We start from the raw sequence: 23449 nt of genomic DNA, 5'->3' as shown, positions 1-23449 counted from the left end.
GACTCAGCCGCCGAGGGCGTCGTCCAGCGCCTCGATCCAGTGCTGCACCGGCACGTCGGTGCCGCTCTGCAGGTGCTGGATGCAGCCCACGTTGCCCGAGACGATCGACTGGGGCTGGCAGGCCTGCAGGTGGCCGACCTTGCGGTCCCGCAGCTGGTAGGCCAGCGTCGGCTGCAGCACCGAGTAGGTGCCGGCCGAGCCGCAGCACAGGTGGCTTTCCTGGGCCGCTAGGTGGACCTCGAAACCCAGCTCGGTCAGCGCCGCCTCGACCCCGCCCCGCAGCTGCTGGCCATGCTGCAGCGTGCACGGCGGGTGGTAGGCCAGGCGGGCCCGGGGACGGCCGTCGGACGGCGGGTGCGGCAGGCGCTGCTTGAGCGTCTTGACCAGCTGGGGCAGCAGCTCCGACACGTCACGCGCCACCTCGCTGACGCGCCGGGCCTTCTCGGCATAGTCGGGGTCATGGGCCAGCGCATGGCCGTATTCCTTGACCGTCACCCCGCAGCCCGTCGCGTTGAAGATGATCGCCTCGACCGGCACCACGCCGCCCAGCCCTTCGACCTGGGGCCACCAGGCGTCGATGTTGCGGCGCATGTCGGCCAGGCCACCTTCGCGGTCGTTCAGGTGCAGGCGCACCGCACCGCAGCAGCCGGCCTCGTCGGACACCACGGTCTGGATGCCGCAGGCGTCGAGCACGCGCGCCGTGGCGCTGTTGATGTTGGGCGCCAGCGTCGGCTGCACGCAGCCCAGCAGCATCAGCACCTTGCGGGCATGCTGGCGGGTCGGCCAGCGGTGGGCCCGCGCGAGCTGGTCGGCGCTCGTGCGCTGCGGCACCTTGTTCTTCACCGAGGCCGGCAGCAGCGGCCGCACCGCCTGCCCGATGCGGATCGCGGTGCCGAAGGCCGGCGAGGTCATGCCCTTGCGCAGCGCCCAGCGCACGGCCTTCTCGGCCGCAGGCCGCTCCACCTTGGCGTCCACCACCCGCCGGCCGATGTCGACCAGCTGGCCGTAGGCCACGCCCGAGGGGCAGGTGGTCTCGCAGTTGCGGCAGGTCAGGCAGCGGTCCAGGTGCTCCTGGGTCTTGCGGGTGGGCTCATGGCCCTCGAGCACCTGCTTGATCAGGTAGATGCGCCCGCGCGGGCCGTCGAGCTCGTCGCCCAGCAGCTGGTAGGTCGGGCAGGTCGCGGTGCAGAAGCCGCAATGCACGCAGCGGCGCAGGATGGCCTCGGCCTCCTCGCCGTCGGGCGTGCCCTGGAATTCGGGAGCCAGGTGGGTTTGCATCAGAGGTCCGGGTAGAAGCGGCCGCGGTTGAACAGGCGATCGGGATCGAAGGCCAGCTTGAGCTCGCGGTGGATGCGGTCCAGCGGCTCCTTGAGCGGCTCGAACACCGGGGCGCCCTGCAGCACCGCCGCCTTGTCGCGGGCGCGGAACAGCGTGGCGTGCCCGCCCACGGAGCGGGCGACCTCGCGCACCCGTGCCGCGCCATCGCGCGTGACCCACCAGCGCAGCGCACCGCCCCACTCGATCAGCTGCTCGCCCTGCAGCGGCAGCGGCGGGGCGCCCGCGGGCACCGAGACGCGCCACAGCGCCGCCCCTTCGCTCATCAGCGACTTGCGCGACTCGACGAAGAACTCGTCGGTCTGGTCACGCAGGCCGGTCCAGAAACGGTCCGACAGCGGCGGCTCGATCACCTCGCCGTGCAGCTGGCGCTGCGCGGCGATGACCGCGGCGGCCGCCCCCGACAGCCGCAGCACCAGCGAGCCCTGCCACCAGGCGCTGGCATTGATGGGCAGCGGCTGGCCGCCCAGGCGCTGCAGCGCATCGATGGCCTGGGCCTCGTCGCACTCCATGCGCAGCGTCACCGAGGCGGCCGGCTCGGGCAGCACCTTCAGCGAGACCTCGCAGATCGCGCCCAGCACGCCCATCGAGCCGGCCAGCAGGCGCGAGACGTCGTAGCCGGCGACGTTCTTCATCACCTGGCCGCCGAAGCTCAGCACCTCGGCCTGGCCGTTGAGCAGCGTGGCCCCGAGCACGAAGTCGCGCACGCTGCCCACCGACACCCGGGCCGGGCCGGCCAGGCCGGCCGCCACGACGCCGCCGATGGTGGCGCCACGCACCCCCGGCCGCTCGGGGTCGGCATGGCGCGGCGGCTCGAAGGCGAGGCACTGGCCACGCTCGGCCAGCGCGGCCTCGACATCGGCCAGCGCGGTGCCCGCGCGCACGGTGATGACCAGCTCGCTGGGTTCGTAGCTGCTGATGCCCGACAGCTCGCGCATGTCCAGGGGCTCGCCCTGGATGGCTTCGCCGTAGAAGGATTTGGTGCCGCTGCCGCGGATCGCCAGCGGGGTGCCGCTCGCTCGGGCGCTGCGCACCCGCTCGATCAGCCGGTTCAAGGCCTTGCTCATGATGTCTCTCAGAATCGGGGCAGATCGGCGAAGGGCAGCAGGCCCTTCTTCACATGCATCTTTCCGTACTCGGCGCAGCGCTGCAGCGTCGGGATGACCTTGCCGGGGTTCAGCAGGCCGAGCGGGTCGAAGGCGCGCTTGAGCGCCTCCATCTGCGTGCGCTCCTCGGGCGAGAACTGCACGCACATCGACGACAGCTTCTCGATGCCCACGCCGTGCTCGCCGGTGACGGTGCCACCCAGGCGCACGCTGGTCTCGAGGATGTCGGCGCCGAACAGCTCGCAGCGGCGCAGCTGGTCGGGGTCGTTGGCATCGAACAGGATCAACGGGTGCAGGTTGCCGTCGCCGGCGTGGAAGACGTTGCAGCAGCGCAGCTCGTACTTGCGCTCCATCTCGGCGATGGCCACCAGGATGTCGGCCAGGCGCTTGCGCGGGATGGTCGAGTCCATGCACATGTAGTCGGGGCTGATGCGCCCGGACGCCGGGAACGCGTTCTTGCGCCCGCTCCAGAACTTCAGGCGCTGGGCCTCGTCGCGGCTGACCTCCAGCCGGCTCGCGCCGCAGCCGCGCAGCACCACGGTCATGCGCTGGATCTCCTCCTCGACCTCCTCGGGCGTGCCGTCGCTCTCGCACAGCAGGATGGCCGCGGCCTCGAGGTCGTAGCCCGCGCGCACGAAATCCTCGACCGCCGCGGTCATGGGCTTGTCCATCATCTCCAGGCCGGCCGGGATGATGCCCGCGGCGATGATGGCCGCGACCGCCTCGCCGGCGCTCTGCACGGTCGGGAAGCTTGCCATGATGCAGCGCGCCAGGCGCGGCCGCGGCACCAGCCGGACCGCGACCTCGGTGACGACGGCCAGCATGCCCTCGCTGCCGACGAGCACGCTCATCACGTCCAGCCCGGGCGCGTCCAGCGCCAGCGAGCCGATCTCGAGCGGCTCGCCCTCGACGGTGTAGCCGCGCACCCGCATCACGTTGTGCAGCGTCAGGCCGTACTTCAGGCAGTGCACGCCCCCCGAGTTCTCGGCCACGTTGCCACCGATGGTGCAGGCGATCTGGCTGGACGGATCGGGCGCGTAGTAGAGGCCGTGGGGCGCGGCGGCCTCGCTGATGGCGAGGTTGCGCACCCCGGTCTGCACCACGGCGACGCGGGCGCGTGCATCGATCTCGACGATGCGGTTGAACTTGGCCAGCGACAGCGTCACGCCCATGGCGTGCGGCATCGCGCCGCCGGACAGGCCGGTGCCCGCGCCGCGCGGCACCACCGGCACCTGCAGGCGGTGGCAGGCCCGCAGCACCGCGGCGACCTGGGTGTCGTTCTCGGGCAGCGCCACCACCAGGGGGCGCTCGCGGTAGGCGGTCAGGCCGTCGCACTCGTAGGGCACGGTGTCCTCGCTCTGCCACAGCAGGGCGTGGGTCGGCAGCACGGCCGACAGCGCCGAGACGACTTCCTGCTGGCGACGCACGCGCGACGAGGCACTGACGACCAGGGCCGCGACGGCCTGGGGCGCCAGCGCGCCAGGCAGCGTGTCCACGGCGATGTCCACGCTGCTTTCAGGCTCGGCGGCCTCGTGCGGCAGGGGGGCATTCATGTTCGGGTCTCCTTGGAGGCGGGGCGTGCGGCGCCGGACGCCGCACGGCAATCCGACACTGTAATGCCCCGGGCGGTGCATGCCGGCGTCGAAGGGCGGGGAATCGCACTCCGGCGGTGCGCGCAGCGGGCGGTCGGGCGAGCCGACGGGCGGATGCCGGGGGCATTTGCGCACCGGCCGCACGCCGCCCGGTCGACCGCGGATGTGGCGCATGCCCAACGCTCGCGCGCGGGGCGCCGGGGGCTCAGTCGCGCAGCAGCAGCGTCAGCACACCGGTGTAGCCGTAGAGGTGACGGCGGGCGATCTCGCCGCCGGCGAAGAAGCCGACCAGCGGCACGTCGCCCAGCGCATGCGCGATGAGCTGCAGTTCGGCCGAATCGGCACCGAAGTGCGGCCCGCCCCGCCCGGAGCAGCTGACGTAGATCGCCCCGGCCACGCGCTGCAGCGGATCGACCGGCGCATCCCCCAGCTCCTCGGGGCTGAGCTCCTCGCGCAGCTCGGCGCAGATGCGCACCAGGTCGCGGCGGGCGGCCTCGACGTGGCGGCGGCAGAACGCCAGGCGCTGGCCCGAGTCGACGTGGTCGGCCACCGCCACGCCCTGGCGGTGCGGATCGAGCCCGATCAGGTGGCGCACCCGGGTGTCGACCCCGAACTGCCCGCCCTGGCCCATCGCGTCGTCCTCGGCATCGGTCAGGCCCACCAGGGTCTGGCGCAGCCGGGGCATGGCCTCCTTGGGCTGGCCCAGGTCGATGTCGAGCTCGCGCAGCAGCACGTCCAGCGCCGGTTCGTCGTCCAGCGTCAGCACCACCTGCTCCTGGGCCCGCGTGATGGTGTGGGCCGGCCCGACCGGCTGGCACCCCTGGGTGACCCGCGACAGCAGGTGCACCGATTCGGCGAACGCCACGCCCGACACGCCGCCTTCATAGACCCCGGCATCGGTGCTGCCCGCGGGCGAGCAGATCTGCACCGTGCGCTGGCGCGAGGCGGCCAGGCCACCGAACAGGTAGCCGGCCCGGGTGCGGTCGGCCAGCTCGTGGATCAGCTCGGCCAGGTCGTGGGTGTGGCCGTCGGCATGCACCTGGGCGGTGTGGGCCGTGACGGCGCCCCGCCCCAGCGGGCGCTCGCCGCTGAACAGCTCGAAGCTGCCGGGCGGCAGGTCGCCGACCATGACGACCAGCCCGGGCTGGTCGAAGTACTCGACCCCGCTGGCGGCCACGCCCACCCCCACCGTGCCCACCCACGACACCTCGGGCCAGCGCAGCCTCAGGTCATCGAGCAGGGATTCGGCCTGGGCCGCGTGGTGGTCGGTCAGGTAGACCCAGCCCAGGCTCAGCGGGCCGAGCGTGCCGGCCTCGACGCGGGTGCGGCGTTGCGACTCGATCTGGGCGGCCACCATCGCCAGCGCCATGTGGGCGTCGGGATGGGTGGCGTGGGCATGCAGGAAGGTGTTCATCACCGTGCTCTCAGGCACCCGACGGGCGGCGACGCGGTGCCGCGGCCGCCTTCTTGGCCGCCGGTGCACGGCGTGGCCGCGGGGCGGTGGCCGGGGCCGCCGGCGCTGCGGCGGGCGGGGTGGAGGCCGCGCTCGCGGCAGCCTTCGGGGCCGCCTTCCTGGCGACGGGCTTGCGGGTGGGCGCAGCGGGCGCGGCGGGTGCCGGCGCGGCCTCGGCCGGCTCCGGACGGTCCGCCGGCGTGATGGCCTGGGCCATGCGCATGGCCTGGCGCGCGGCTTCCTGGGCGGCCTCGCTGAGCTGGTTGGCGGCCTGGGCCTGGGCCTCGGCCAGCGGCTCGGCGGCCTTGCTGGCGGCTTCGGCCGCTTCGGCGGCGGCGGCACTGGCCGCCTGCATCGCCTGGCTGGCCGACTGGGCCGCCTCGGTGGTGACCTGTGCCGCCTGGGACGCCAGCTGCGAGAACTGCTCGGTCAGCGCGCCCCACCACTGCATCGGATCGACGCCCAGGCCGGGGGCGGGCGCCTGCGCCTCGTCCTGCGGCGCCGGGGACGGGGCTGGCGACGCGGCGGGCGCGGCCGCCTCCGGGCGGGCGGCCGCGGGCGAGCTGCGCGGCCACTGCGCGTGATGCGGATCGGACGTCGGCGCGGCGGGCGCCGGGCCCGGCGTGGGCACCTGGGCCTTCAGCGCATCGGCCAGGTCACCCATCGTGACGTTCATGCCCTTGAGCGTGTTGAGCGTCATGCGCTGCACCTCCAGCGCCTGGATGGTCGCGGCGATCATGCGCACGTTCTGCTCCAGCCAGAACTGCACGGTGCGCAGCTCGTCGATGCGGCGCTCCAGCTCCTTGGGGTCGAGCGACGGCGCGATCCACTGGCCCATCTGGGGCAGTGCCTGGCCGGCGTTCTTCATCAGGCCCTGCAGGAAGTCGAAGCCCGGCATGAATTTGCCGAATGCCTCGCCGTACTGTTGTGCGTCGCTCATGGTGGTCTGCTCCGGAATCGTTGGTCGAGAAGGGTCCTCGTCGATTGTGCCCCCGGCCTCAGCCGCGAAACAGCACGCTCTGGTCGATCGCGCCGAACAGGCTCCGGCCCTGGGCGTCGAAGGCCTCGATGCGCACGCTGTCGCCATCGCGCAGCCAGGGCGTGACGGCCTGGCCGTCGCGCTCGCGCTCGATCGCCCGCTGGTCGAGCAGGCAGGCCGCGCCGGCCTCGGGCTGCGGCGAGGCGATCACGCCGGTGCCGACCATCGTGCCGGCCGACAGCCGCCGGTGGCGCGCCAGCAGCGACAGCAGCTGACCGAAGTGGAACTGCGCATCGGCCGCGGTGTCGAGCTCGCCGAGCGGGCGGGCGTTGACCTGCACCCGCAGCCGCAGCGCGGCCCGTCCGCGGGACCAGGCCTCGCCCAGCTCGTCAAGGCTGAGCGCGACCGGCGCGGCCGAAGGGGGCAGGCGTGCCAGTTCGGGGTCAAGGACCTCACGCTGGGCCCAGTCGTTGACCAGCATCACCAGGCGCACCCCTTCGAGCGCCTGCTCGGGGCTGGCCCCCTGGGCGATGTCGCCGCACAGCACGGCGATCTCCGGACCCAGGTCGAGCCCGACCTCGCCGGGGCCGGCATGCACGTCGTCGAGCGGGCCCAGCCACAGGTCGCCACTGGCCGCGGCCAGCTGCGGCTCGGTCTGCAGACGCGCCGGCAGCGCCCGGCCGGTGCTGGCGCACAGGCGCTCGACATGGGTCAGGCAGACCTGCGCGCCCACCCGGCGCGGCACCCGCGGCAGCGGCGCCATGCACTGGGCCGGGTCGAAGGGAAAGGCATGGCGGGCCTTGCCCTGGTTGAGCGCATGGGCCAGGTCCTGCAGCTGGGGCGCGATGAAGTTCCAGTCGTCGAGCGCCTGCTGCAGGCGGCTGGCCATGCCGGAGGCGTAGTGGGCGGTCGACAGGTCACGCGACACCACGACCAGCTGGCCATCGCGCGATCCGTCCCGGTAGGTCGCAAGTTTCATGGCGCCATTGTCGCGTCAGGGCCGGGCCGTCGCCGTCGCGCGGTAGAGTCGCCGCATGCTCGAGAACGCCGCCGAACGCCCCGCCCGCCGCCGCCGTCTGGGCCTGCTGCTGCTGACCGCGCTGCTGCTGACCGCCCATCTGTGGCTGGCGCGGCAGGTGTGGAGCCCCGGGGCCGTCACCGATGCCGGGCCCGGCACGGGCACCGGCAACAGCACCCGCACGCCGGTGCGGATCGTGACCTTGCAGGCCGCGGCCGATCCGGCCCCGACACCACCGACACCACCGACATCACCGACGCCCCCGGCAGAGCCGACGCCAGCCGAGCCCGCCCGCCCGCCGGCACCGGTCGCTCCCGCCGGGCGCGACGGGACGCCCGACGCCGCACCGGCCGCCGCCGTGACGGCCCAGGCCCGGCCGCCGGCCCGCGAGGTCCGCCCGGCCGGCCCGGGGGCGCTGCTGGTGCCGGCCCCGACGCCCGGAGGCACCTCGCCGGGCCAGCTCGACAGCGCGCTGCAGGCCGGCGCGGCGGCGGTGCCGGGCGCCGCGACCGCGGTGGCCCTGTCGGCCCGCCCGCCCTCGTCGGACCGAGGCGCAGCCGCACCGACCGAGCTGCCGCCCTCGGCCCAGCTGGTCTACGCGATGAGCCGCGGCTCGATCAGCGGACGCGGCGAGCTGACGTGGCGCCTCGACGCCGGGCACTACGAGCTGCGGCTCGAGGGCAAGGTGCCGGTGCTCGGCTCCATCCTGCTCCAGACCAGCCAGGGCGAGATCGACCGCCACGGGCTGGCGCCGCGGCGCCACACCGAGCGCCGCATCGGCCGCAGCGAACGGGCGGTGAACTTCTCGCGGCCGCCCGACGGGCCGGGCCGCATCAGCTTCTCGGCCAGCGAGGCGATCGAGCCGCTGGCCGCCGGCACGCAGGACCGGGTCAGCTGGATGCCCCAGCTCGCCGCCCGGCTGACCGCCTGGAACGAGGCGCGCGACGGCCACGGCGCCCCGCCGGCGGGCAGCGTGCTGGGCATGGACGTGGCCAGCACCAGCGGCACGGTGCGGCGCTGGCGCTTCAAGGTGATGGACGTGACGGACGAGGGCTGGGTGCACCTGGTGCGTGAACCCGAGCATGAGCACGACACCCGCTCCGAGGTGTGGCTCGACCCGGCCCGCCACGGCTGGCCGGTCAAGGTCGTGCTCAGCGACCCGGGCGGCGAGGCGCTGGTGCTGCTGCTGCGGGAACTGCGCCCGCTGTAGGGCACCGACCGACGCACGCCTGACGGGCCGCGCCCTACAGAAGCGGCGGCCGGCGCCGACAACCCTTGCAAGACCGCGGGGTTGAAAACTCCGCACGCATCCCCCAGCTATCGCGTCAAGGAGTACCGAACCATGCACATGCTCTACAACTCGGACAATTTCGCCGTGGTCCAGTTCGACGTCCCCGCGCCCACCGGCATGGAGCGGCTGACCCGTGGCGGCTTCGAGATCGTCGACAAGTTCAGCCGGCGCGAGATCTTCATCGAAGGCGCGCTGGCCGAGTCCTTCAAGGACGGGGTCGAGCAGCTGATCAGCCAGTCGCCGTCGGAGGACGACATCGACGATTTTGTCTCCGGCTTCGCCGCGATGGCCCAGCAGCCGGTGCTGCTGCACTGAGGCGCCCGGCGGGGCCGACTGCCTACAATCCGGGCCATGACCGCCCTGCCCGCCTCCTCGATCGCCTACACCCGCGCCACCCGCCTGCCCGAGCTGCTGCAGCAGCGCATCGCCATCCTCGACGGGGCGATGGGCACGATGATCCAGCGCTACCACCTCGACGAGGCCGCGTTCCGCGGCGAGCGCTTCGCCGATCACCCGGTCGACCTCAAGGGCAACAACGACCTGCTCGTGCTGACCCGCCCCGACGTGATCTCCGAGATCCACGAGCAGTACCTCGCGGCGGGTTCGGACATCATCGAGACCAACACCTTCGGCGCCACCTCGATCGCCCAGGACGACTACGGCCTGGGCCACATCGCCTACGAGATGAACGTCGTGGCCGCCCGCCTGGCGCGTGCGGCCTGCGAGCGCCACGACACCCCGGACAAGCCGCGCTTCGCCGCCGGCGCGCTGGGCCCGACGCCGCGCACCGCCAGCATCAGCCCGGACGTGAACGACGCCGGCGCGCGCAACGTCGACTTCGACCAGCTCCGGCACGCCTACCTCGAACAGGCCCGCGGCCTGCTCGACGGCGGGGTCGACCTGTTCCTGGTCGAGACCATCTTCGACACGCTCAACGCCAAGGCGGCGATCTTCGCGCTCGAGGAGCTGATGGAGCAGACCGGCGAGCGCCTGCCGGTGATCATCTCCGGCACGGTGACCGACGCGTCGGGACGCATCCTGTCGGGCCAGACCGTCGGCGCCTTCTGGCACAGCATCCGCCACGCCCGCCCGCTGGCGGTCGGCCTGAACTGCGCGCTGGGGGCCACGCTGATGCGGCCCTACATCGAGGAGCTGTCGCGCCTGGCCGGCAGCACCTTCATCTCCTGCTACCCCAATGCCGGCCTGCCCAACCCGATGAGCGACACCGGCTTCGACGAGACGCCGGACGTGACGGGGCGGCTGATGGAGGAGTTCGCCAGCGCGGGCTTCCTCAACATCGCCGGGGGCTGCTGCGGCACCACGCCCGAGCACATCCGCGCGATCGCCGAGCGGGTCGGCCGCTACCAGCCCCGCTGCGAGCACCAGAAGCTGTTCAGCACCCTGGTGCCGGCCGCGGACTGAAGCGCACGCTCACCGCATCGACCGCCGCCCGGTGATGCGCACCACCACCTCCGGGCCCTCGGTCGAGGCCGGCGGCAGGAAGCGCGAGGCGGCCACGCCCTGGTTGACCAGGTAGTCGCGCACCGCATCGGCCCGGTCGCGCGCGCGCCAGGGCTCGCGGCCGGGCGGCAGGTCGCCGGGGGCCTCCACCACGACGAGCCAGCGGGGCTGGGCCAGCAGCGGATCGACCAGCCGGTTCAGCCACTCCCGCGCCTCGGGCCGGATCAGCGAACGGCCGGGCTCGAAGATCAGCTCGCGGGAAAAGCGCAGGTCCAGGCCGGACAGGCCGGAAGCGCCGCCCTCCTCGATCAGCCCGGCCTGCAGCCCCGGCAGGCCGGCGGCGTCCTGCTGCAGCTGCACGACCAGTGCCGGCCAGGGCGACGGCTCCGCCGCCGCCGGGCCGGCTGCCGCGGCCGGCACGCGCGCGCCGCCCTCGACATCCGACGCCCGCCCGGGCGGACCCGCACAGGCGGTGCACAGCGCGGCCAGCGCCACACCGCGCAGCAGCGCTGGCACAGGACCTCGGCCACCGACAAGGATCGTGACTTTTTTCACGATCCGATTGTGTGCGCTCCCCTGCGGGCCCACAAGCCGGGCCGCCGCCACCGCGGCGGCGAGGCCAGTACAATCGGGGCCTCCCGAGGAGCGTTGCAACGGTCCGGCCCTGGTGCCGGCCGCCAGGCTCGGGACCTCGTCAACGACGCTCACCCGGCCTGATCGGCACGGCGGGTGAGCCGTGGTGTGCCGCTCAGGCCGGTCCGTCCCGACCTGCCTGCCGCCACGACGCCCATGACCTCCGAATCGACCTCCGCCGCCCGCACCTCCGTCGCCGCCGTACCGCCCCTGCGGCTGTCCGGCCTGGAGCCGGTGACCATCGGCGAAGGCAGCCTGTTCGTCAACATCGGCGAGCGCACCAACGTCACCGGCTCGAAGGCCTTCGCGCGCATGATCCTCAACGGCCAGTTCGAGCAGGCGCTCGCGGTCGCGCGCCAGCAGGTCGAGAACGGCGCCCAGATCATCGACATCAACATGGACGAGGCCATGCTCGACAGCCAGGCGGCGATGGTGCGCTTCCTGAACCTGATCGCCGGCGAGCCCGAGATCGCGCGCGTGCCGATCATGATCGACTCGTCGAAGTGGGACGTGATCGAGGCCGGCCTGAAGTGCATCCAGGGCAAGGGCATCGTCAACTCGATCTCGATGAAGGAGGGCGAGGCCGAGTTCAAGCGCCAGGCCCGGCTGATCCGGCGCTACGGCGCGGCCACCGTCGTGATGGCCTTCGACGAGCAAGGCCAGGCCGACACCTACGAGCGCAAGATCCAGATCTGCGAGCGCGCCTACCGGGTGCTGGTCGACGAGGTCGGCTTCCCGCCCGAGGACATCATCTTCGACCCCAACATCTTCGCGATCGCCACCGGCATCGAGGAGCACGACAACTACGCGGTCGACTTCATCAACGCCACGCGCTGGATCAAGCAGAACCTGCCGGGCGCGAAGGTGTCGGGCGGCGTGTCCAACGTGTCCTTCAGCTTCCGCGGCAACGAGCCGGTGCGCGAGGCCATCCACACCGTGTTCCTGTACCACGCGATCCAGGCGGGCATGGACATGGGCATCGTCAACGCCGGCATGGTCGGCGTCTACGACGATCTCGAGCCCACGCTGCGCGAGCGCGTCGAGGACGTGGTGCTGAACCGCCGCCCCGACGCCGGCGAGCGCCTGGTGCAGATCGCCGACAGCGCCAAGGGCGCGGCCAAGGACGAGAGCGCCCGCCTGGCCTGGCGCGGCACGCCCGAGCAGCCGGTGTCGGTCGACGAGCGCCTGTCGCATGCGCTGGTGCACGGCATCACCGACTTCATCGAGCTCGACACCGAAGAGGCCTGGCAGGCCATCGCCGCCCGGGGCGGACGGCCGCTGCACGTCATCGAGGGCCCGCTGATGGCGGGCATGAACATCGTCGGCGACCGCTTCGGCGCGGGCAAGATGTTCCTGCCGCAGGTGGTGAAGTCAGCCCGGGTGATGAAACAGGCGGTCGCCCACCTGCTGCCCTACATCGAGGCCGAGAAGCTGGCCCTGGCCAGCGCCGGCGGCGACGTCAAGCCCAAGGGCAAGATCGTCATCGCCACCGTCAAGGGCGACGTGCACGACATCGGCAAGAACATCGTCACCGTGGTCCTGCAGTGCAACAACTTCGAGGTCGTCAACATGGGGGTCATGGTGGCCTGCCAGGACATCCTGAAGAAGGCCAAGGAAGAAGGCGCGGACATCATCGGCCTGTCGGGCCTGATCACGCCCAGCCTGGAGGAGATGCAGCACGTGGCCGCGGAGATGCAGCGCGACGAGTATTTCCGCAGCAAAGGCACGCCGCTGCTGATCGGCGGGGCGACCTGCAGCCGGGTGCACACCGCGGTGAAGATCGCGCCGAAGTACGACGGCCCGGTGGTCTACGTGCCCGACGCCTCGCGCAGCGTGGGCGTGTGCTCCGACCTGCTCAGCGACGAGCGGGCCGCGCGCTACATCGCCGAGCTGCGCGCCGACTACGACCGGGTGCGCGAGCAGCACGCCGGCAGGAAGGCCACGCCGATGGTCACGCTGGCGCAGGCCCGCGCCAACCGCACGCCGATCGACTGGTCGACCTACCAGCCGCCGGCCCCGAAGTTCATCGGCCGCCGGGTCTTCCGCAACCAGGACCTGGCCGAGCTGGCCTCGTGCATCGACTGGGGCCCGTTCTTCCAGACCTGGGATCTGGCCGGGCGCTTCCCCGACATCCTGCGCGACGAGGTCGTCGGCGCCGAGGCCACGCGGGTGTTCAGCGACGGCAGGCGCATGCTGCAGCGCCTGATCGAAGGCCGCTGGCTGCAGGCCAGCGGGGTCATCAGCCTGCTGCCGGCCAACACGGTGGACGACGACGTGATCGAGATCTACGCCGACGAATCGCGCACCGAGGTGCTGCTGCGCTGGCAGCCGCTGCGCATGCAGAGCGAGCGCCCGGTGGTCGACGGCGTGAAGCGGCCGAACCGCTCGCTGGCCGACTTCATCGCGCCCCGGGGCGTGCGGCCCGACTACATCGGCCTGTTCGCGGTCACCGCCGGCCTGGGCGTGGAGAAGAAGGAGCTGCAGTTCCTGGCCGACCACGACGACTACAGCGCCATCATGTTCAAGGCGCTGGCCGATCGGCTGGCCGAAGCCTTCGCCGAACGGCTGCACCAGCGGGTGCGCACCGAGCTCTGGGGTTATGCCGCCGACGAGGCGTTGAGCAACGAGCAGCTGATCGCCGAGGCCTACCGCGGCATCCGCCCGGCGCCGGGTTACCCGGCCTGCCCGGACCACCTGGTCAAGCGCGGCATGTTCGAGGTGCTCGAGGCCACCGACATCGGCATGACCCTGACCGAGAGCATGGCGATGACCCCGGCGGCCAGCGTCAGCGGCTTCTACCTGGCCCACCCGCAGAGCACCTACTTCAACGTCGGCAAGATCGGCGAGGACCAGCTGGAGGACTTCGCCCGCCGCCAGGCGCTGGACGAGGCCGACGCCCGGCGCGCGCTGGCGCCGGTGCTGAACTGAGCCCCGCTCAGTCGGCGCGGTCGTCCGGCGGCAGCTCGCCGTCGGGCAGCGGCGCGCTGCGGTAGGACAGCGCGGTCGGATCCAGCCAGACGGTGTCGCCCATCAGGTTGACCGGGCGCACCACCATCGCGCCGCCGTCGCGCGTCAGCGGGCGCCACAGGAAGCTGGCGGTCAAGGCGCTGGAGCGGGGCAGGAAGGCATCGAAGGGAATGCCCACCACGATGCCCTTGTCGAAGGAGCCTTCACCGAACTGGGCCGCCGAGACGTTGGTGCGGGTGGCGAACGCCGCCATCGACACGCCGTTGGCGAACAGCTTCTGCAGCACCACGGTCGCGCCGCGGTCGCCGGCCAGGTAACGGCCGGCGCTGACGCTGGCCTTGACGCCGTTCCAGCCGGTGTCCCAGTACAGCGTGGCGTGGCCGGTATTGACCTGGTAGTCGCGGAAACGCAGGTCCTGATGGAAGTCGCGCTGGCGCACGCGGTTCGCGTCGACGCCGAACGCCAGGCGCGAGCCCGCCGGCCGGTACAGCCATTCGCCACCGACACCCCCGTACATCGACTCGAAATAACCACCGTAGACCGCGTAGTAGTGGTCCGCTCCCAGGCGGGCCGACTGGCTCAGCGTCAGGCTGTCGAGGGTCGCCCGCGACGTGGTGAGGTACTCGCGCAGGTGGGTGCGCACCCGCGGCAGGTTGCTCGGGCCGTCGTAGCGGAAGCGCTCGTAGTTGTCGAACAGGCGCAGGCGCACATGGCCGCGGGCCTGCCAGCCGGCCGGCAGGCGCAGCGACGCCCGCGCCGCGGCACTGACCTGGTAGAGCACGAAGCCGTCGGGGCCGCCGATGGTCTGGATCAGGTCGACGGTGGGACGCACCCCCAGACGCGGACGGTCGAACTCCGTGCGCACGGCCGCCCGGTCGGCGGGCGGCGGGCCGTCGGCCTGGAGGCCCTGGACCAGGCGCACCGGATCGGCCGGCCGGGCCGTGCGGGGCGGCTCGGTCATGGAGCGCACCCACTCGCTGCGGTCGGTGCGGGCGCTCATCTGCACCTCGTCCATCGAGCGCAGCCGGATCTCGAGCGTCTCGACCGAGGCCGGTGCGTCACGGTGCATCACCGCCAGCGCCTTGTCGAGCCGGTCACGGGCGTAGGTGGAATAGGCGCCGGCAAAGTCGAGCTGCAGGCGCTGCGCGTCGAGCGTCACCGCCTCGGGGGCCCAGCCGGTCTGACGGGCCACCTCGGCCGCGGTGCGCGACCAGTCCGGCGCGGCCGTCGGGCGTGTGGCCACCACGGGCACGGGGACCGGATCGAGCGTCTTGCGGGCACTCAGGCGCGACAGCGGCACCTTGAAGGCGATGCCCAGCGAGGCCTTGTTGCCACGTTCATAGCCGATGTTCAGGTCCACGCTCGGGTGCACCTGATAGACCAGCCCCAGGTTGATCGGCCACTTCTGCGCATAGGCCTTGCCATGCGGCTCGTTGCGGTAGTCGTTGCCATCCAGCTCGGCCTTGAGCAGCACGGGCCCGTCCGCAGGCTGCCACTGCACCCCGCCGATGAGGCCCACCGGCCCCCGGAAGAAGCGTGAGTAGCCGACGGTGCCGCCCTGCCCCATCAAGGAATTGCTGTCCGGGCGTTCCTTGAACCGGTCGCTGAGCCCCCCCAGCGGGTTGCCCATGTCCCCCCGTCGGCCCAGATAGCCCCAGGCCAGGCCCAGGCTGAAGTCCAGGGCGCCCCAGCGCTTGCTGGCCACCAGGTATTCGGAGCCGAACAGGCCGGTGCCGCCCAGGTCGAGCACGCCGACGGCCAGTTCGGGCGCCCAGCGGCTCTCGGACCACAGGCGCAGCTTGAGGTCGATGCTCTTGTCCTTGTAGGACTGGTCGCCCGACAGGCTTTCCGGCCCGTAGGCCACGTTGGCGACGTCGGTGTAGCGGAAGCCGACCTCCAGCGCCTCGAAGGGCTGCAGGAAGACGTTGCCATTGGTGTAGGGCCAGACCCGCTGGAAGCTCAGCGAGAAGTCGCCGGGCTCGCGCATGCGGGCCGTGGGGGTCTGCATCAGGCCGACGAAGCCCCAGTCGCTGGCGGTGGGGCGATTGCCGGCCTCACGCGAGCGCTCGCTGCGCTGCGCCTGCAGTTCGGCATCGGAGGACCGGATCGGCAGGATCTGACCGGCGGCCAGCGGATCGCCCGACGCGCCCTGCAGGGACAGCCAGCGGGCCAGTGCCTCGTGGGTGGCTTCGGCGTCGTGGTCGGCGGCAGGCGGGGCCCAGATCCACGCACCGGGAGCCAGCGACAGCGGTGACGTGGTGTTCCAGTCGGCCACCCCGGCCTTGTGCAGCCGGCCATCGGGCTGCACCACCCAGGCCCAGTCAGCCGACGCCCCTTCGGGGGTGCGGCAGCTGTCCAGATAGGTCCGGGCCGTGGCGGCCGCGGCATGCAGGACGTGGCACCAGCGGCCGTCCGAGCGCAGCACCGCCACCGAGCGCGGCCGCGGCGGCACATGCAGGCGGTCCCCCGGCTGCAGCATCGGGTCACGGGCCGGATTGGCCTCCAGCCAGCGGCCATCGACTGCCGCCGTGCGGACACGGCCGGTCGCGGGCAGCGCCCGGATCACCTCGAGCAGGCGATCGACGTCCCCTGGCTGGTAAGCGGGCGACTGGCGCAGGCGAGCCACCTGCGTGAGCAAGGCCTCACGCTCCTGCTGCTGACTCACCCGTTCGGCATCGACCAGCCACATGGCGCCAAGCGGATAACGATCGGCCAGCGCCGCCGCATGCGCCTCCAGCCAGGCACTGAGGCGCTGGGGCTGAGCGACCGGCTCGTCCGGCGAACCCGCCATGACGCGTGCGGGCGCGCACAGCAGGGTCGCGATGACCAGCGCCACGCCACAGGTCGGGGTGAACACACGAACAAGGATCGAATCGGTCATGCGCGGACGGAATGAGGAGAGGAAGAACGGGGAAGGCAGCATCAGCCCGCCGGCGGTGGCGACACCGGCGCCACCGGACGCAGCTGCACGCACCAGTCGGGCCCCAGGCACTGGTGGCTCCACAGCACCCGCCAGCGTCCCTGAGCCTGCGTCAGCGCAAACCACTGGGCATGCCGCCAGGGCTGGCCATCGGCCCGGGTGCTGCGCACGTCGTCGTGGACCCAGACCACCTCGGACGTGACGCCACGCGCCAGGTCGGCCGGCACCTCGTCGGGCATCGGGTCCTTGGCCGGATCGATGCGGCGGGTGCGGATCAGGTCGACCACGCCATAACGGTAGGCGGGCATCTCGTCGCGGCTGCGGGTCCAGGCCACCGGCGCCGCGCCGGGCTCGACCAGCGCCGACCAGCTCGGCCGGCCGGTGACCCGCTGGGCACGCCATTCGACCGGCGCCCCGACGACCTGATGCAACCGACCGTCTTCCAGGGCGAGCAGTTCGCGGCGGGCGCTGTACCAGTGTTCCAGCACCACCGGAGTCCCTGACGGTGCCACCGCGGGCACGACCGACTCGGAGCGGTAGCCCAGCGCCAGGTAGACCGTGGAGGCCCGCAGCGTCAGCGCCAGGTATTCGTAGTCCGGGTTGAGCACCGGAGGCGGATCAGCCCGGCCCGGCCAGCGTGCAAACGACTGCACGGTCTGCCACGTGGGGCTGGGCGTGACCTGGCAACCCGTCAGGGTCAGGGCCAGGACGGCGGCACCGAGCAATACCCGGCAGGTCGGTCGAGCGCGCAGCGACAACAGGAGATCTCCCCGGCAGACAGCAGCCGCACGACGGCGGCCAGAAATACAAACAGAAACAAAAAATGCCCCTTCCGGGGCATTTTTTTGACCGAGGCCGCTCAGCGCGAACCGGTCGTGCCAGTGCCGGTCGTGCCGGTGCCCGTGGTGCCGGTCCCCGTCGTGCCGGAAGTGCCGACGGCACCTTCGCCCGAATTGGAGATGCCGGTTGCCGTGGAGATCGCCGCCAGGCCCAGCACCGTGCCCGTGACCGCTGCGCCGGCGATGCTGCCGACCGCGCCACCTGCCGCGCCCGAACCACCCGCCGGAGCCTGCGCCATGGCGGACACCGAGGTCAACAGAACAGCCGAAGCCACCAGAGACATCAACGTTTTCATCATCAACCTTCCCAGAGAAAAAAGTGCGTTTGCATGCACCAGAACATGCCAAAGAAAGTCGATTCCAACCCTCTTCTCGATAAATCCTAGCATCAAACCCTCTAGGTGGATCGTATGGATTTGTGCTTGCGCAACCCTTCAATCGAATGGTTGTTGTGCATGTGCACAAAACACGAATCGGCCCCTGGAATCACGCTGCAGAGCAGCATGAACACCACAGCGACAAGGCTCAGACCAGCACCAGATTGTCCCGATGGATCAGCTCGGCCTCGTTGGCATAACCGAGCAGGCCCTCGATCTGGGCCGACGGCCTGCGAGCGATCAGGCGGGTCTCGCTGGCCGCATAGTTGGCCAGGCCACGGGCGATCTCCAGGCCGGCGAGCGAGCGCACCGCGATCACGTCGCCCCGCACGAAGTCGCCCGACACCTCGACGACGCCGATCGGCAGCAGGCTCTTGCCCTCGTCGCGCACCTTGACGGCCGCACCGTCGTCGACCACGACCGCTCCACGCATCTGCAGGTGGTCGGCCATCCACTGCTTGCGCGCCGCGACCTTCGGGGTCGTGGCCACCAGCAGGGTGCCGATGGACTCGCCAGCGACCAGCCGCAGCAGCGCGTCGGGCTCGCGCCCCCAGGCGATCACGGTGCTGGCACCGCTGCCCGCCGCGCGCCGGGCCGCCAGGATCTTGGTGATCATGCCGCCCTTGCCGATGGAGCTGCCTGCCCCGCCCGCCATCTGCTCGAGTTCGGGCGTGCCCGCCACGGCCTCGTGGATGAAACGGGCCTCGGGATCCTTGCGGGGATCGGCCGAGTACAGGCCCTTCTGGTCGGTCAGGATGACCAGCGCATCGGCATCGACCAGGTTGGCCACCAGCGCGCCGAGCGTGTCGTTGTCCCCGACCTTGATCTCGTCGGTGACCACCGTGTCGTTCTCGTTGATCACCGGCACCACCCCCAGACGCAGCAGCGTCAGCAGCGTGGAGCGGGCGTTGAGGTAACGCTCGCGGTCAGCCAGATCGGCATGGGTCAGCAGCACCTGCGCGCTGCCCAGCCCCTGCTGGCGCAGCGAGGTCTCGTAGATCTGGGCCAGGCCCATCTGACCCACGGCCGCGGCCGCCTGCAGCTCGTGCAGCTCCTTCGGCCGGGCCGCCCAGCCGAGCCGCTTCATGCCTTCGGCGATCGCGCCCGAGGACACCATCACCACCTCGCGGCCCTGGCGCACCAGGGCCGCCAGCTGCACGCACCAGGCGTCGATGGCCTGCGCATCCAGCCCGCGTCCCTCGTTGGTGACCAGGCTGGAACCGACCTTGACGACGATGCGACGGGCGCTCTTCAGGACCTCACTCATGGGACGACTCGACTGGGCTGCAGGACGGACACAAGGAACGAAAAGATCAGCGGAAACGCGGATCGGTCGGATCGGGCTGGGCAGCCGGGGCCTCGTCCAGCGCCGCGAAACGCACGTCAGGCACCTCGATCGGCGGCGCGTTCAGCGCGGCGACGTGGGTGTAGATCGCCCGGATCAGCTGCTCGCAGCCCTCGCGCGTCAACGCCGAGATCTCGAACACCGGACCCTTCCAGCGCAGGCGCTTGACGATGTCCTTGACCCGCGCGGCCCGCTCCTCGGCCGGCACCATGTCGAGCTTGTTGAGCACCAGCCAGCGCGGCTTCTCGTAGAGCGCCTGGTCGTACTTCTTGAGCTCCTTGACGATGGCCTTGGCCTGGGCGACCGGATCGACCTCCTCGTCGAAGGGCGCCGCATCGATCATGTGCAGCAGCACGCGGGTGCGCTGCAGGTGGCGCAGGAACAGATGCCCCAGGCCCGCCCCTTCGGACGCGCCCTCGATCAGCCCCGGCACGTCGGCGACCACGAAGCTCTGGCTCGGACCGACCCGCACCACGCCCAGATTGGGGTGCAGCGTCGTGAACGGATAGTCGGCGATCTTCGGCCGCGCGTTCGAGATCGCGGCGATCAGCGTCGACTTGCCGGCATTGGGCATGCCCAGCAGACCGACGTCGGCCAGCACGCGCAGCTCGAGCTGCACGTTCTTGATCTCGCCCGGCCAGCCGGGCGTCTTCTGCCGCGGCGCCCGGTTGGTGCTGGTCTTGTAGTGCAGGTTGCCAAAACCGCCATCGCCACCCTTGGCAAGGATGATGCGCTCGTCGTGGGTCAGCAGCTCGGCGATGATCTCGCCGGTCTCGACGTCACGGATGATGGTGCCCACCGGCACGCGCAGCGTGACGTCCTCGCCCGCGGCGCCGAACTGGTCGGAGCCCCGGCCCGCCTCGCCGTTGCGGGCCTCGTGGCGACGGGTGTAGCGGAAATCGACCAGCGTGTTGAGGTTGCGGTCGGCCACCACGTAGACATGGCCGCCCCGCCCCCCGTTGCCGCCGTCGGGGCCGCCGAAAGGAATGAACTTCTCGCGCCGGAAACTGGCGCAACCTGCACCGCCGTTGCCAGCGGCCACGTCGATGGTGACTTCGTCGACGAATTTCATGGACTGTCTCCCAGAGACCAACTCACCACACATGCGTCACGGCGCCGCAGGACCTCCTGGCGGACATCCGACGCCGTCACGCATGGCAGCGAGGCGGTGAAAAGCAAAAAGCCCCGGCAGGCCGGGGCTTGGTTCGTCAGGACGACGCGGTCGATCAGACCGGCGTGACGACGACCGTCTTGCGGCTTTGCGAGCCCTTCACGGCGAACGAGATGGTACCGTCGACCAGCGCGAACAGCGTGTGGTCGCGGCCCATGCCGACGTTCGGGCCGGCGTGGAAACGGGTTCCACGCTGACGCACGATGATCGAACCTGCGCTGACGACCTGGCCACCGAAGGCCTTGACGCCGAGCATCTTGGGTTGGGAATCGCGGCCGTTCCGTGTGGAACCGCCGCCTTTTTTCTGTGCCATTTATCAGCTCCTTGGTGACAGAAGGATCGTTCAGGCCTGGACCGCGCTGATTTCCAGCTCGGTGTAGGTCTGGCGGTGACCCTGGCGCTTCTGATAGTGCTTGCGACGACGCATCTTGAAGATGCGCACCTTGTCGTGCTTGCCCTGGGCCACCACGATGGCCTTCACAGTTGCGCCTTCAACCAAGGGCGTGCCCACCTTCAGTTCCGCACCGCTACCCACGGCGAGAACCTGGTCGATCACAATCTCTTGGCCAACTTCCGCAGCAATCTGTTCTACCTTGATCTTCTCGCCAGCAGCAACCTTGTATTGTTTGCCACCGGTTTTTATGACCGCGTACATATCAGCCCTTTCCAGCTAAAGAACAATCGCGCGGATGTGTCGCGCGCTGCATCACTCCCGGACCCGCCATCCACTGAACGGACGAGCCCATGATGCAGGCGCAACTCACACTTGACCCACGCGAAGCCCGACAGCATAGCACAAAATCCGACAGGTCCACGCGCCTGTTCTCGTGGACTGCGCAAGGATCGCACACGCCAGGTCGGGCCCGCAGGCGAGCTTCCTATAATGCCCGGTCCATCCGTGGGGGCGCCGACCGCGCCTTCGCCCCATATCCTGCCCGATCAGAACCCCCGTGAGCTCAGCCACCACCGACACCCTGACGCCTTCGCCAGCCGCCCTGATGGCGCACGAGATGGCGCAGGTCGACACCGTCATCCAGCAGCGCCTGGCCTCGGAGGTGGTCCTGATCAATCAGATCTCGCACTACATCGTGAGCGCCGGCGGCAAGCGCCTGCGTCCGCTGCTGGTGCTGCTGTTCTCGCGTGCGCTCGGCTTCGAGGGCCACGCCCGCTTCGAGCTGGCCGCCACGGTCGAATTCATCCACACCGCGACCCTGCTGCACGACGACGTGGTGGACGAGTCCCAGCTGCGCCGCGGCCGCGACACGGCCAACGCCCTGTTCGGCAATGCCGCCAGCGTGCTGGTGGGTGACTTCCTGTACTCACGCGCCTTCCAGATGATGGTGTCGGTCAACCGCATGCGCGTGCAGGAAGTGCTGGCCGACGCCACCAACGTGATCGCCGAGGGCGAGGTGCTGCAGCTGCTCAACATGCACGACCCCGACATCTCGATCGAGGACTACCTGCGTGTCATCCGCTACAAGACCGCCAAGCTGTTCGAGGCCAGCGCCCGCCTCGGCGCGCTGCTCGCGGACGCCAGCAGCGAGGTCGAGGAGGCCTGCGCGGCCTACGGGCGCTGCCTGGGCACCGCCTTCCAGCTGGTCGACGACCTGCTGGACTACGAAGGCAGCGCCGCCCAGCTGGGCAAGAACGTCGGCGACGACCTGCGCGAAGGCAAGCCGACCATGCCGCTGCTGCTGGCCATGTCGAACGGCAGCGCAGCCCAGCGCGAGGTCATCCGCCACGCCATCGAGCACGGCGAGGTCGAGCGCCTGCCCGAGATCATCGAGATCGTGCGCCTGACCGGCGCCCTGGAAGGCACGCGCGAAGCCGCCCGCGCCGAGGCGAGCCGGGCGGAATCACATATTTCTGCACTACCCCCTTCCCAATTCAAGAATTCACTGCTAAAGTTATGCCTCTCTGCAGTTGACAGGCAAAACTAAAAAATTGCCAAGAAGACAGCAGAAAAATCGGGGTGTAGCTTAGCCTGGTAGAGCGCTACGTTCGGGACGTAGAGGCCGGAGGTTCGAATCCTCTCACCCCGACCAGAATTTTCCTTGGCCATCAAGGGCAGACAAAACCCCACTCGTTGGGGTTTTGTCGTTTCTGGAAGAACCATCAACCTCGGCCGCGCACGCCGCCGATGCATTCACATCCACGCTGGATGGGCCACCGCCCCTCGGGCCAGCGTGACCAGGCTGCTCCGCCTGGATGTGGACAAAATTGGCCGACAGGCCGACAAAGGCCCGCTCGTCACGGAGTCGTCCGCGTCGGCCTGCACGCGGATCCATCACCAAGCTGACCGGGCCCCGGGCCCCGGGCCCCACGAGACATCAGCCGCCGGCACGTCGCGGACGTCGACCCAGGCAAAGCCGGGGACGGCCGCACGCAGGCAGGCAGGCAGACATGGCCGGCGAGACGTCGGGACGGCGAACCCGTTCCAGGACCCTTCCCCCGCGGATCTCCGCACCCCGGCACCAGGACGGCCCGCATCAGCGGCACGCCCCCCCACCCCTCACCCGAGGGTCATCACGCCCAGCCGGCATCTGAACGTCTGCTGACGCGTCAGGAGCCCCTCCGACGCTGAAATGTCGTGAAACTCAGACGCAGACCTACCCTGATAAACAGATACACGCACGACTAAACAAGCATCGCGACGCCTGGGAAGCGCCACGAATGCAGCGCGGGAGCGCCCCCCGGGCGTGGAACCCCCAGGTAATTGCCCAGTACACAAGGCAAACCCGCTCAGGCCTGATCGGAACTGACTTGCAGAATGCGTCAGCGGCGTGTCACCTCAAAGCAACAGCACACGCCGACACAAGGTTAACCCTGAATAAACAACAAGTTAACCGACGTTAATGTTCAGTGCACCGCGACAGCGGCACTTTCCCGCCCACACCACAGGAGACAAACCCATGAGCCGTTCCGCCACCCGCCTGGCCCTGACCGCCCTCGCCGCTGCCGC

Annotated in this window: 19 protein-coding genes, 1 tRNA gene and 1 riboswitch; of the genes, 6 read left to right on the top strand and 14 right to left on the bottom strand. The window is 70.7% G+C overall.

Translation table 11 applies throughout. The features are described from left to right. Positions 1 to 3: 3 nt before the first annotated feature. The 6 genes from glcF to C7444_RS16280 all read right to left on the bottom strand — a co-directional run bounded on the left by glcF (position 4) and on the right by C7444_RS16280 (position 7444). A complete protein-coding gene (glcF, locus tag C7444_RS16305) occupies positions 4 to 1278 on the bottom strand; it encodes a glycolate oxidase subunit GlcF (protein ID WP_110401916.1) in 1275 nt (424 codons plus the stop codon). Then, a complete protein-coding gene (gene glcE, locus C7444_RS16300; RefSeq protein WP_110401915.1) occupies positions 1278 to 2402 on the bottom strand; it encodes a glycolate oxidase subunit GlcE in 1125 nt (374 codons plus the stop codon). The genes glcF and glcE overlap by 1 nt, the downstream gene beginning before the upstream one ends. An 8-nt stretch (positions 2403 to 2410) precedes the next feature. Continuing rightward, positions 2411 to 3994, bottom strand: coding sequence for an FAD-linked oxidase C-terminal domain-containing protein (locus tag C7444_RS16295; RefSeq protein ID WP_110401914.1), 1584 nt, complete (start codon positions 3992 to 3994; stop codon positions 2411 to 2413). 244 nt (positions 3995 to 4238) lie between these two features. Continuing rightward, positions 4239 to 5447: an FIST signal transduction protein gene (locus C7444_RS16290; RefSeq protein ID WP_110401913.1), complete on the bottom strand. Its 1209-nt coding sequence runs from the start codon at positions 5445 to 5447 to the stop codon at positions 4239 to 4241. Positions 5448 to 5457: 10 nt separating this feature from the next. Then, the gene (locus C7444_RS16285; protein ID WP_110401912.1) at positions 5458 to 6426 is read right to left on the bottom strand and encodes a PhaM family polyhydroxyalkanoate granule multifunctional regulatory protein; all 969 of its coding nucleotides are present in this window, start codon (positions 6424 to 6426) and stop codon (positions 5458 to 5460) included. A gap of 58 nt (positions 6427 to 6484) precedes the next feature. Continuing rightward, the gene (locus C7444_RS16280; RefSeq protein ID WP_110401911.1) at positions 6485 to 7444 is read right to left on the bottom strand and encodes a fumarylacetoacetate hydrolase family protein; all 960 of its coding nucleotides are present in this window, start codon (positions 7442 to 7444) and stop codon (positions 6485 to 6487) included. Between the two features lie 55 nt (positions 7445 to 7499). Here C7444_RS16280 and C7444_RS16275 point away from each other — a divergent pair, with 55 nt between their 5' ends. From C7444_RS16275 to C7444_RS16265, 3 genes are all read left to right on the top strand, one after another. Continuing rightward, the gene (locus C7444_RS16275) at positions 7500 to 8693 is read left to right on the top strand and encodes a hypothetical protein (RefSeq protein WP_110401910.1); all 1194 of its coding nucleotides are present in this window, start codon (positions 7500 to 7502) and stop codon (positions 8691 to 8693) included. Between the two features lie 132 nt (positions 8694 to 8825). Further along, positions 8826 to 9089, top strand: coding sequence for a BTH_I0359 family protein (locus C7444_RS16270; protein WP_110401909.1), 264 nt, complete (start codon positions 8826 to 8828; stop codon positions 9087 to 9089). 36 nt (positions 9090 to 9125) lie between these two features. Next, positions 9126 to 10196, top strand: coding sequence for a homocysteine S-methyltransferase family protein (locus tag C7444_RS16265; RefSeq protein ID WP_110401908.1), 1071 nt, complete (start codon positions 9126 to 9128; stop codon positions 10194 to 10196). Positions 10197 to 10205: 9 nt separating this feature from the next. Here C7444_RS16265 and C7444_RS16260 read toward each other — a convergent pair whose 3' ends face one another. Beyond that, entirely contained in the window at positions 10206 to 10790 is a 585-nt protein-coding gene (locus C7444_RS16260; RefSeq protein WP_146219416.1) for an OmpA family protein, read from the bottom strand. A gap of 79 nt (positions 10791 to 10869) precedes the next feature. Further along, a riboswitch (S-adenosyl-L-homocysteine riboswitch) is annotated at positions 10870 to 10948 on the top strand. Positions 10949 to 11024: 76 nt separating this feature from the next. Here C7444_RS16260 and metH point away from each other — a divergent pair. Continuing rightward, complete coding sequence (gene metH, locus C7444_RS16255) at positions 11025 to 13796, top strand: methionine synthase (protein ID WP_110401906.1); 2772 nt, start codon at positions 11025 to 11027, stop codon at positions 13794 to 13796. A gap of 7 nt (positions 13797 to 13803) precedes the next feature. Here metH and C7444_RS16250 read toward each other — a convergent pair whose 3' ends face one another. The 7 genes from C7444_RS16250 to rplU form a co-directional block, all read right to left on the bottom strand. Continuing rightward, the gene (locus C7444_RS16250; protein WP_170130780.1) at positions 13804 to 16716 is read right to left on the bottom strand and encodes a YjbH domain-containing protein; all 2913 of its coding nucleotides are present in this window, start codon (positions 16714 to 16716) and stop codon (positions 13804 to 13806) included. 41 nt (positions 16717 to 16757) lie between these two features. Beyond that, positions 16758 to 17408 (bottom strand): hypothetical protein, encoded by a 651-nt coding sequence (locus C7444_RS20320; protein ID WP_170130779.1) that lies wholly within the window; start codon positions 17406 to 17408, stop codon positions 16758 to 16760. 206 nt (positions 17409 to 17614) lie between these two features. Beyond that, a complete protein-coding gene (locus tag C7444_RS20315) occupies positions 17615 to 17983 on the bottom strand; it encodes a hypothetical protein (protein WP_170130778.1) in 369 nt (122 codons plus the stop codon). Positions 17984 to 18119: 136 nt separating this feature from the next. Then, on the bottom strand, positions 18120 to 19238 hold the full coding sequence (proB, locus tag C7444_RS16235) for a glutamate 5-kinase (protein WP_110401903.1): 1119 nt from the start codon (positions 19236 to 19238) through the stop codon (positions 18120 to 18122). A gap of 46 nt (positions 19239 to 19284) precedes the next feature. Beyond that, positions 19285 to 20388: an Obg family GTPase CgtA gene (gene cgtA, locus C7444_RS16230; RefSeq protein ID WP_110401902.1), complete on the bottom strand. Its 1104-nt coding sequence runs from the start codon at positions 20386 to 20388 to the stop codon at positions 19285 to 19287. Positions 20389 to 20542: 154 nt separating this feature from the next. Further along, complete coding sequence (rpmA, locus tag C7444_RS16225) at positions 20543 to 20800, bottom strand: 50S ribosomal protein L27 (protein ID WP_110401901.1); 258 nt, start codon at positions 20798 to 20800, stop codon at positions 20543 to 20545. A gap of 30 nt (positions 20801 to 20830) precedes the next feature. Beyond that, complete coding sequence (rplU, locus tag C7444_RS16220) at positions 20831 to 21142, bottom strand: 50S ribosomal protein L21 (RefSeq protein ID WP_110401900.1); 312 nt, start codon at positions 21140 to 21142, stop codon at positions 20831 to 20833. A 343-nt stretch (positions 21143 to 21485) separates the two neighbouring features. Between rplU and C7444_RS16215 the strand changes: the two genes are divergently transcribed. Further along, positions 21486 to 22427 (top strand): polyprenyl synthetase family protein, encoded by a 942-nt coding sequence (locus C7444_RS16215; protein WP_110401899.1) that lies wholly within the window; start codon positions 21486 to 21488, stop codon positions 22425 to 22427. A 28-nt stretch (positions 22428 to 22455) separates the two neighbouring features. Continuing rightward, positions 22456 to 22532: transfer RNA gene (locus C7444_RS16210), tRNA-Pro, on the top strand. Positions 22533 to 23449: the final 917 nt, after the last annotated feature.

The organism is Sphaerotilus hippei (genome assembly GCF_003201595.1).
GTDB lineage: Bacteria > Pseudomonadota > Gammaproteobacteria > Burkholderiales > Burkholderiaceae_C > Sphaerotilus > Sphaerotilus hippei.
The sequence above is the reverse complement of the archived record's forward strand: the minus strand, read 5'-3'. Positions and strand labels throughout refer to the sequence as shown.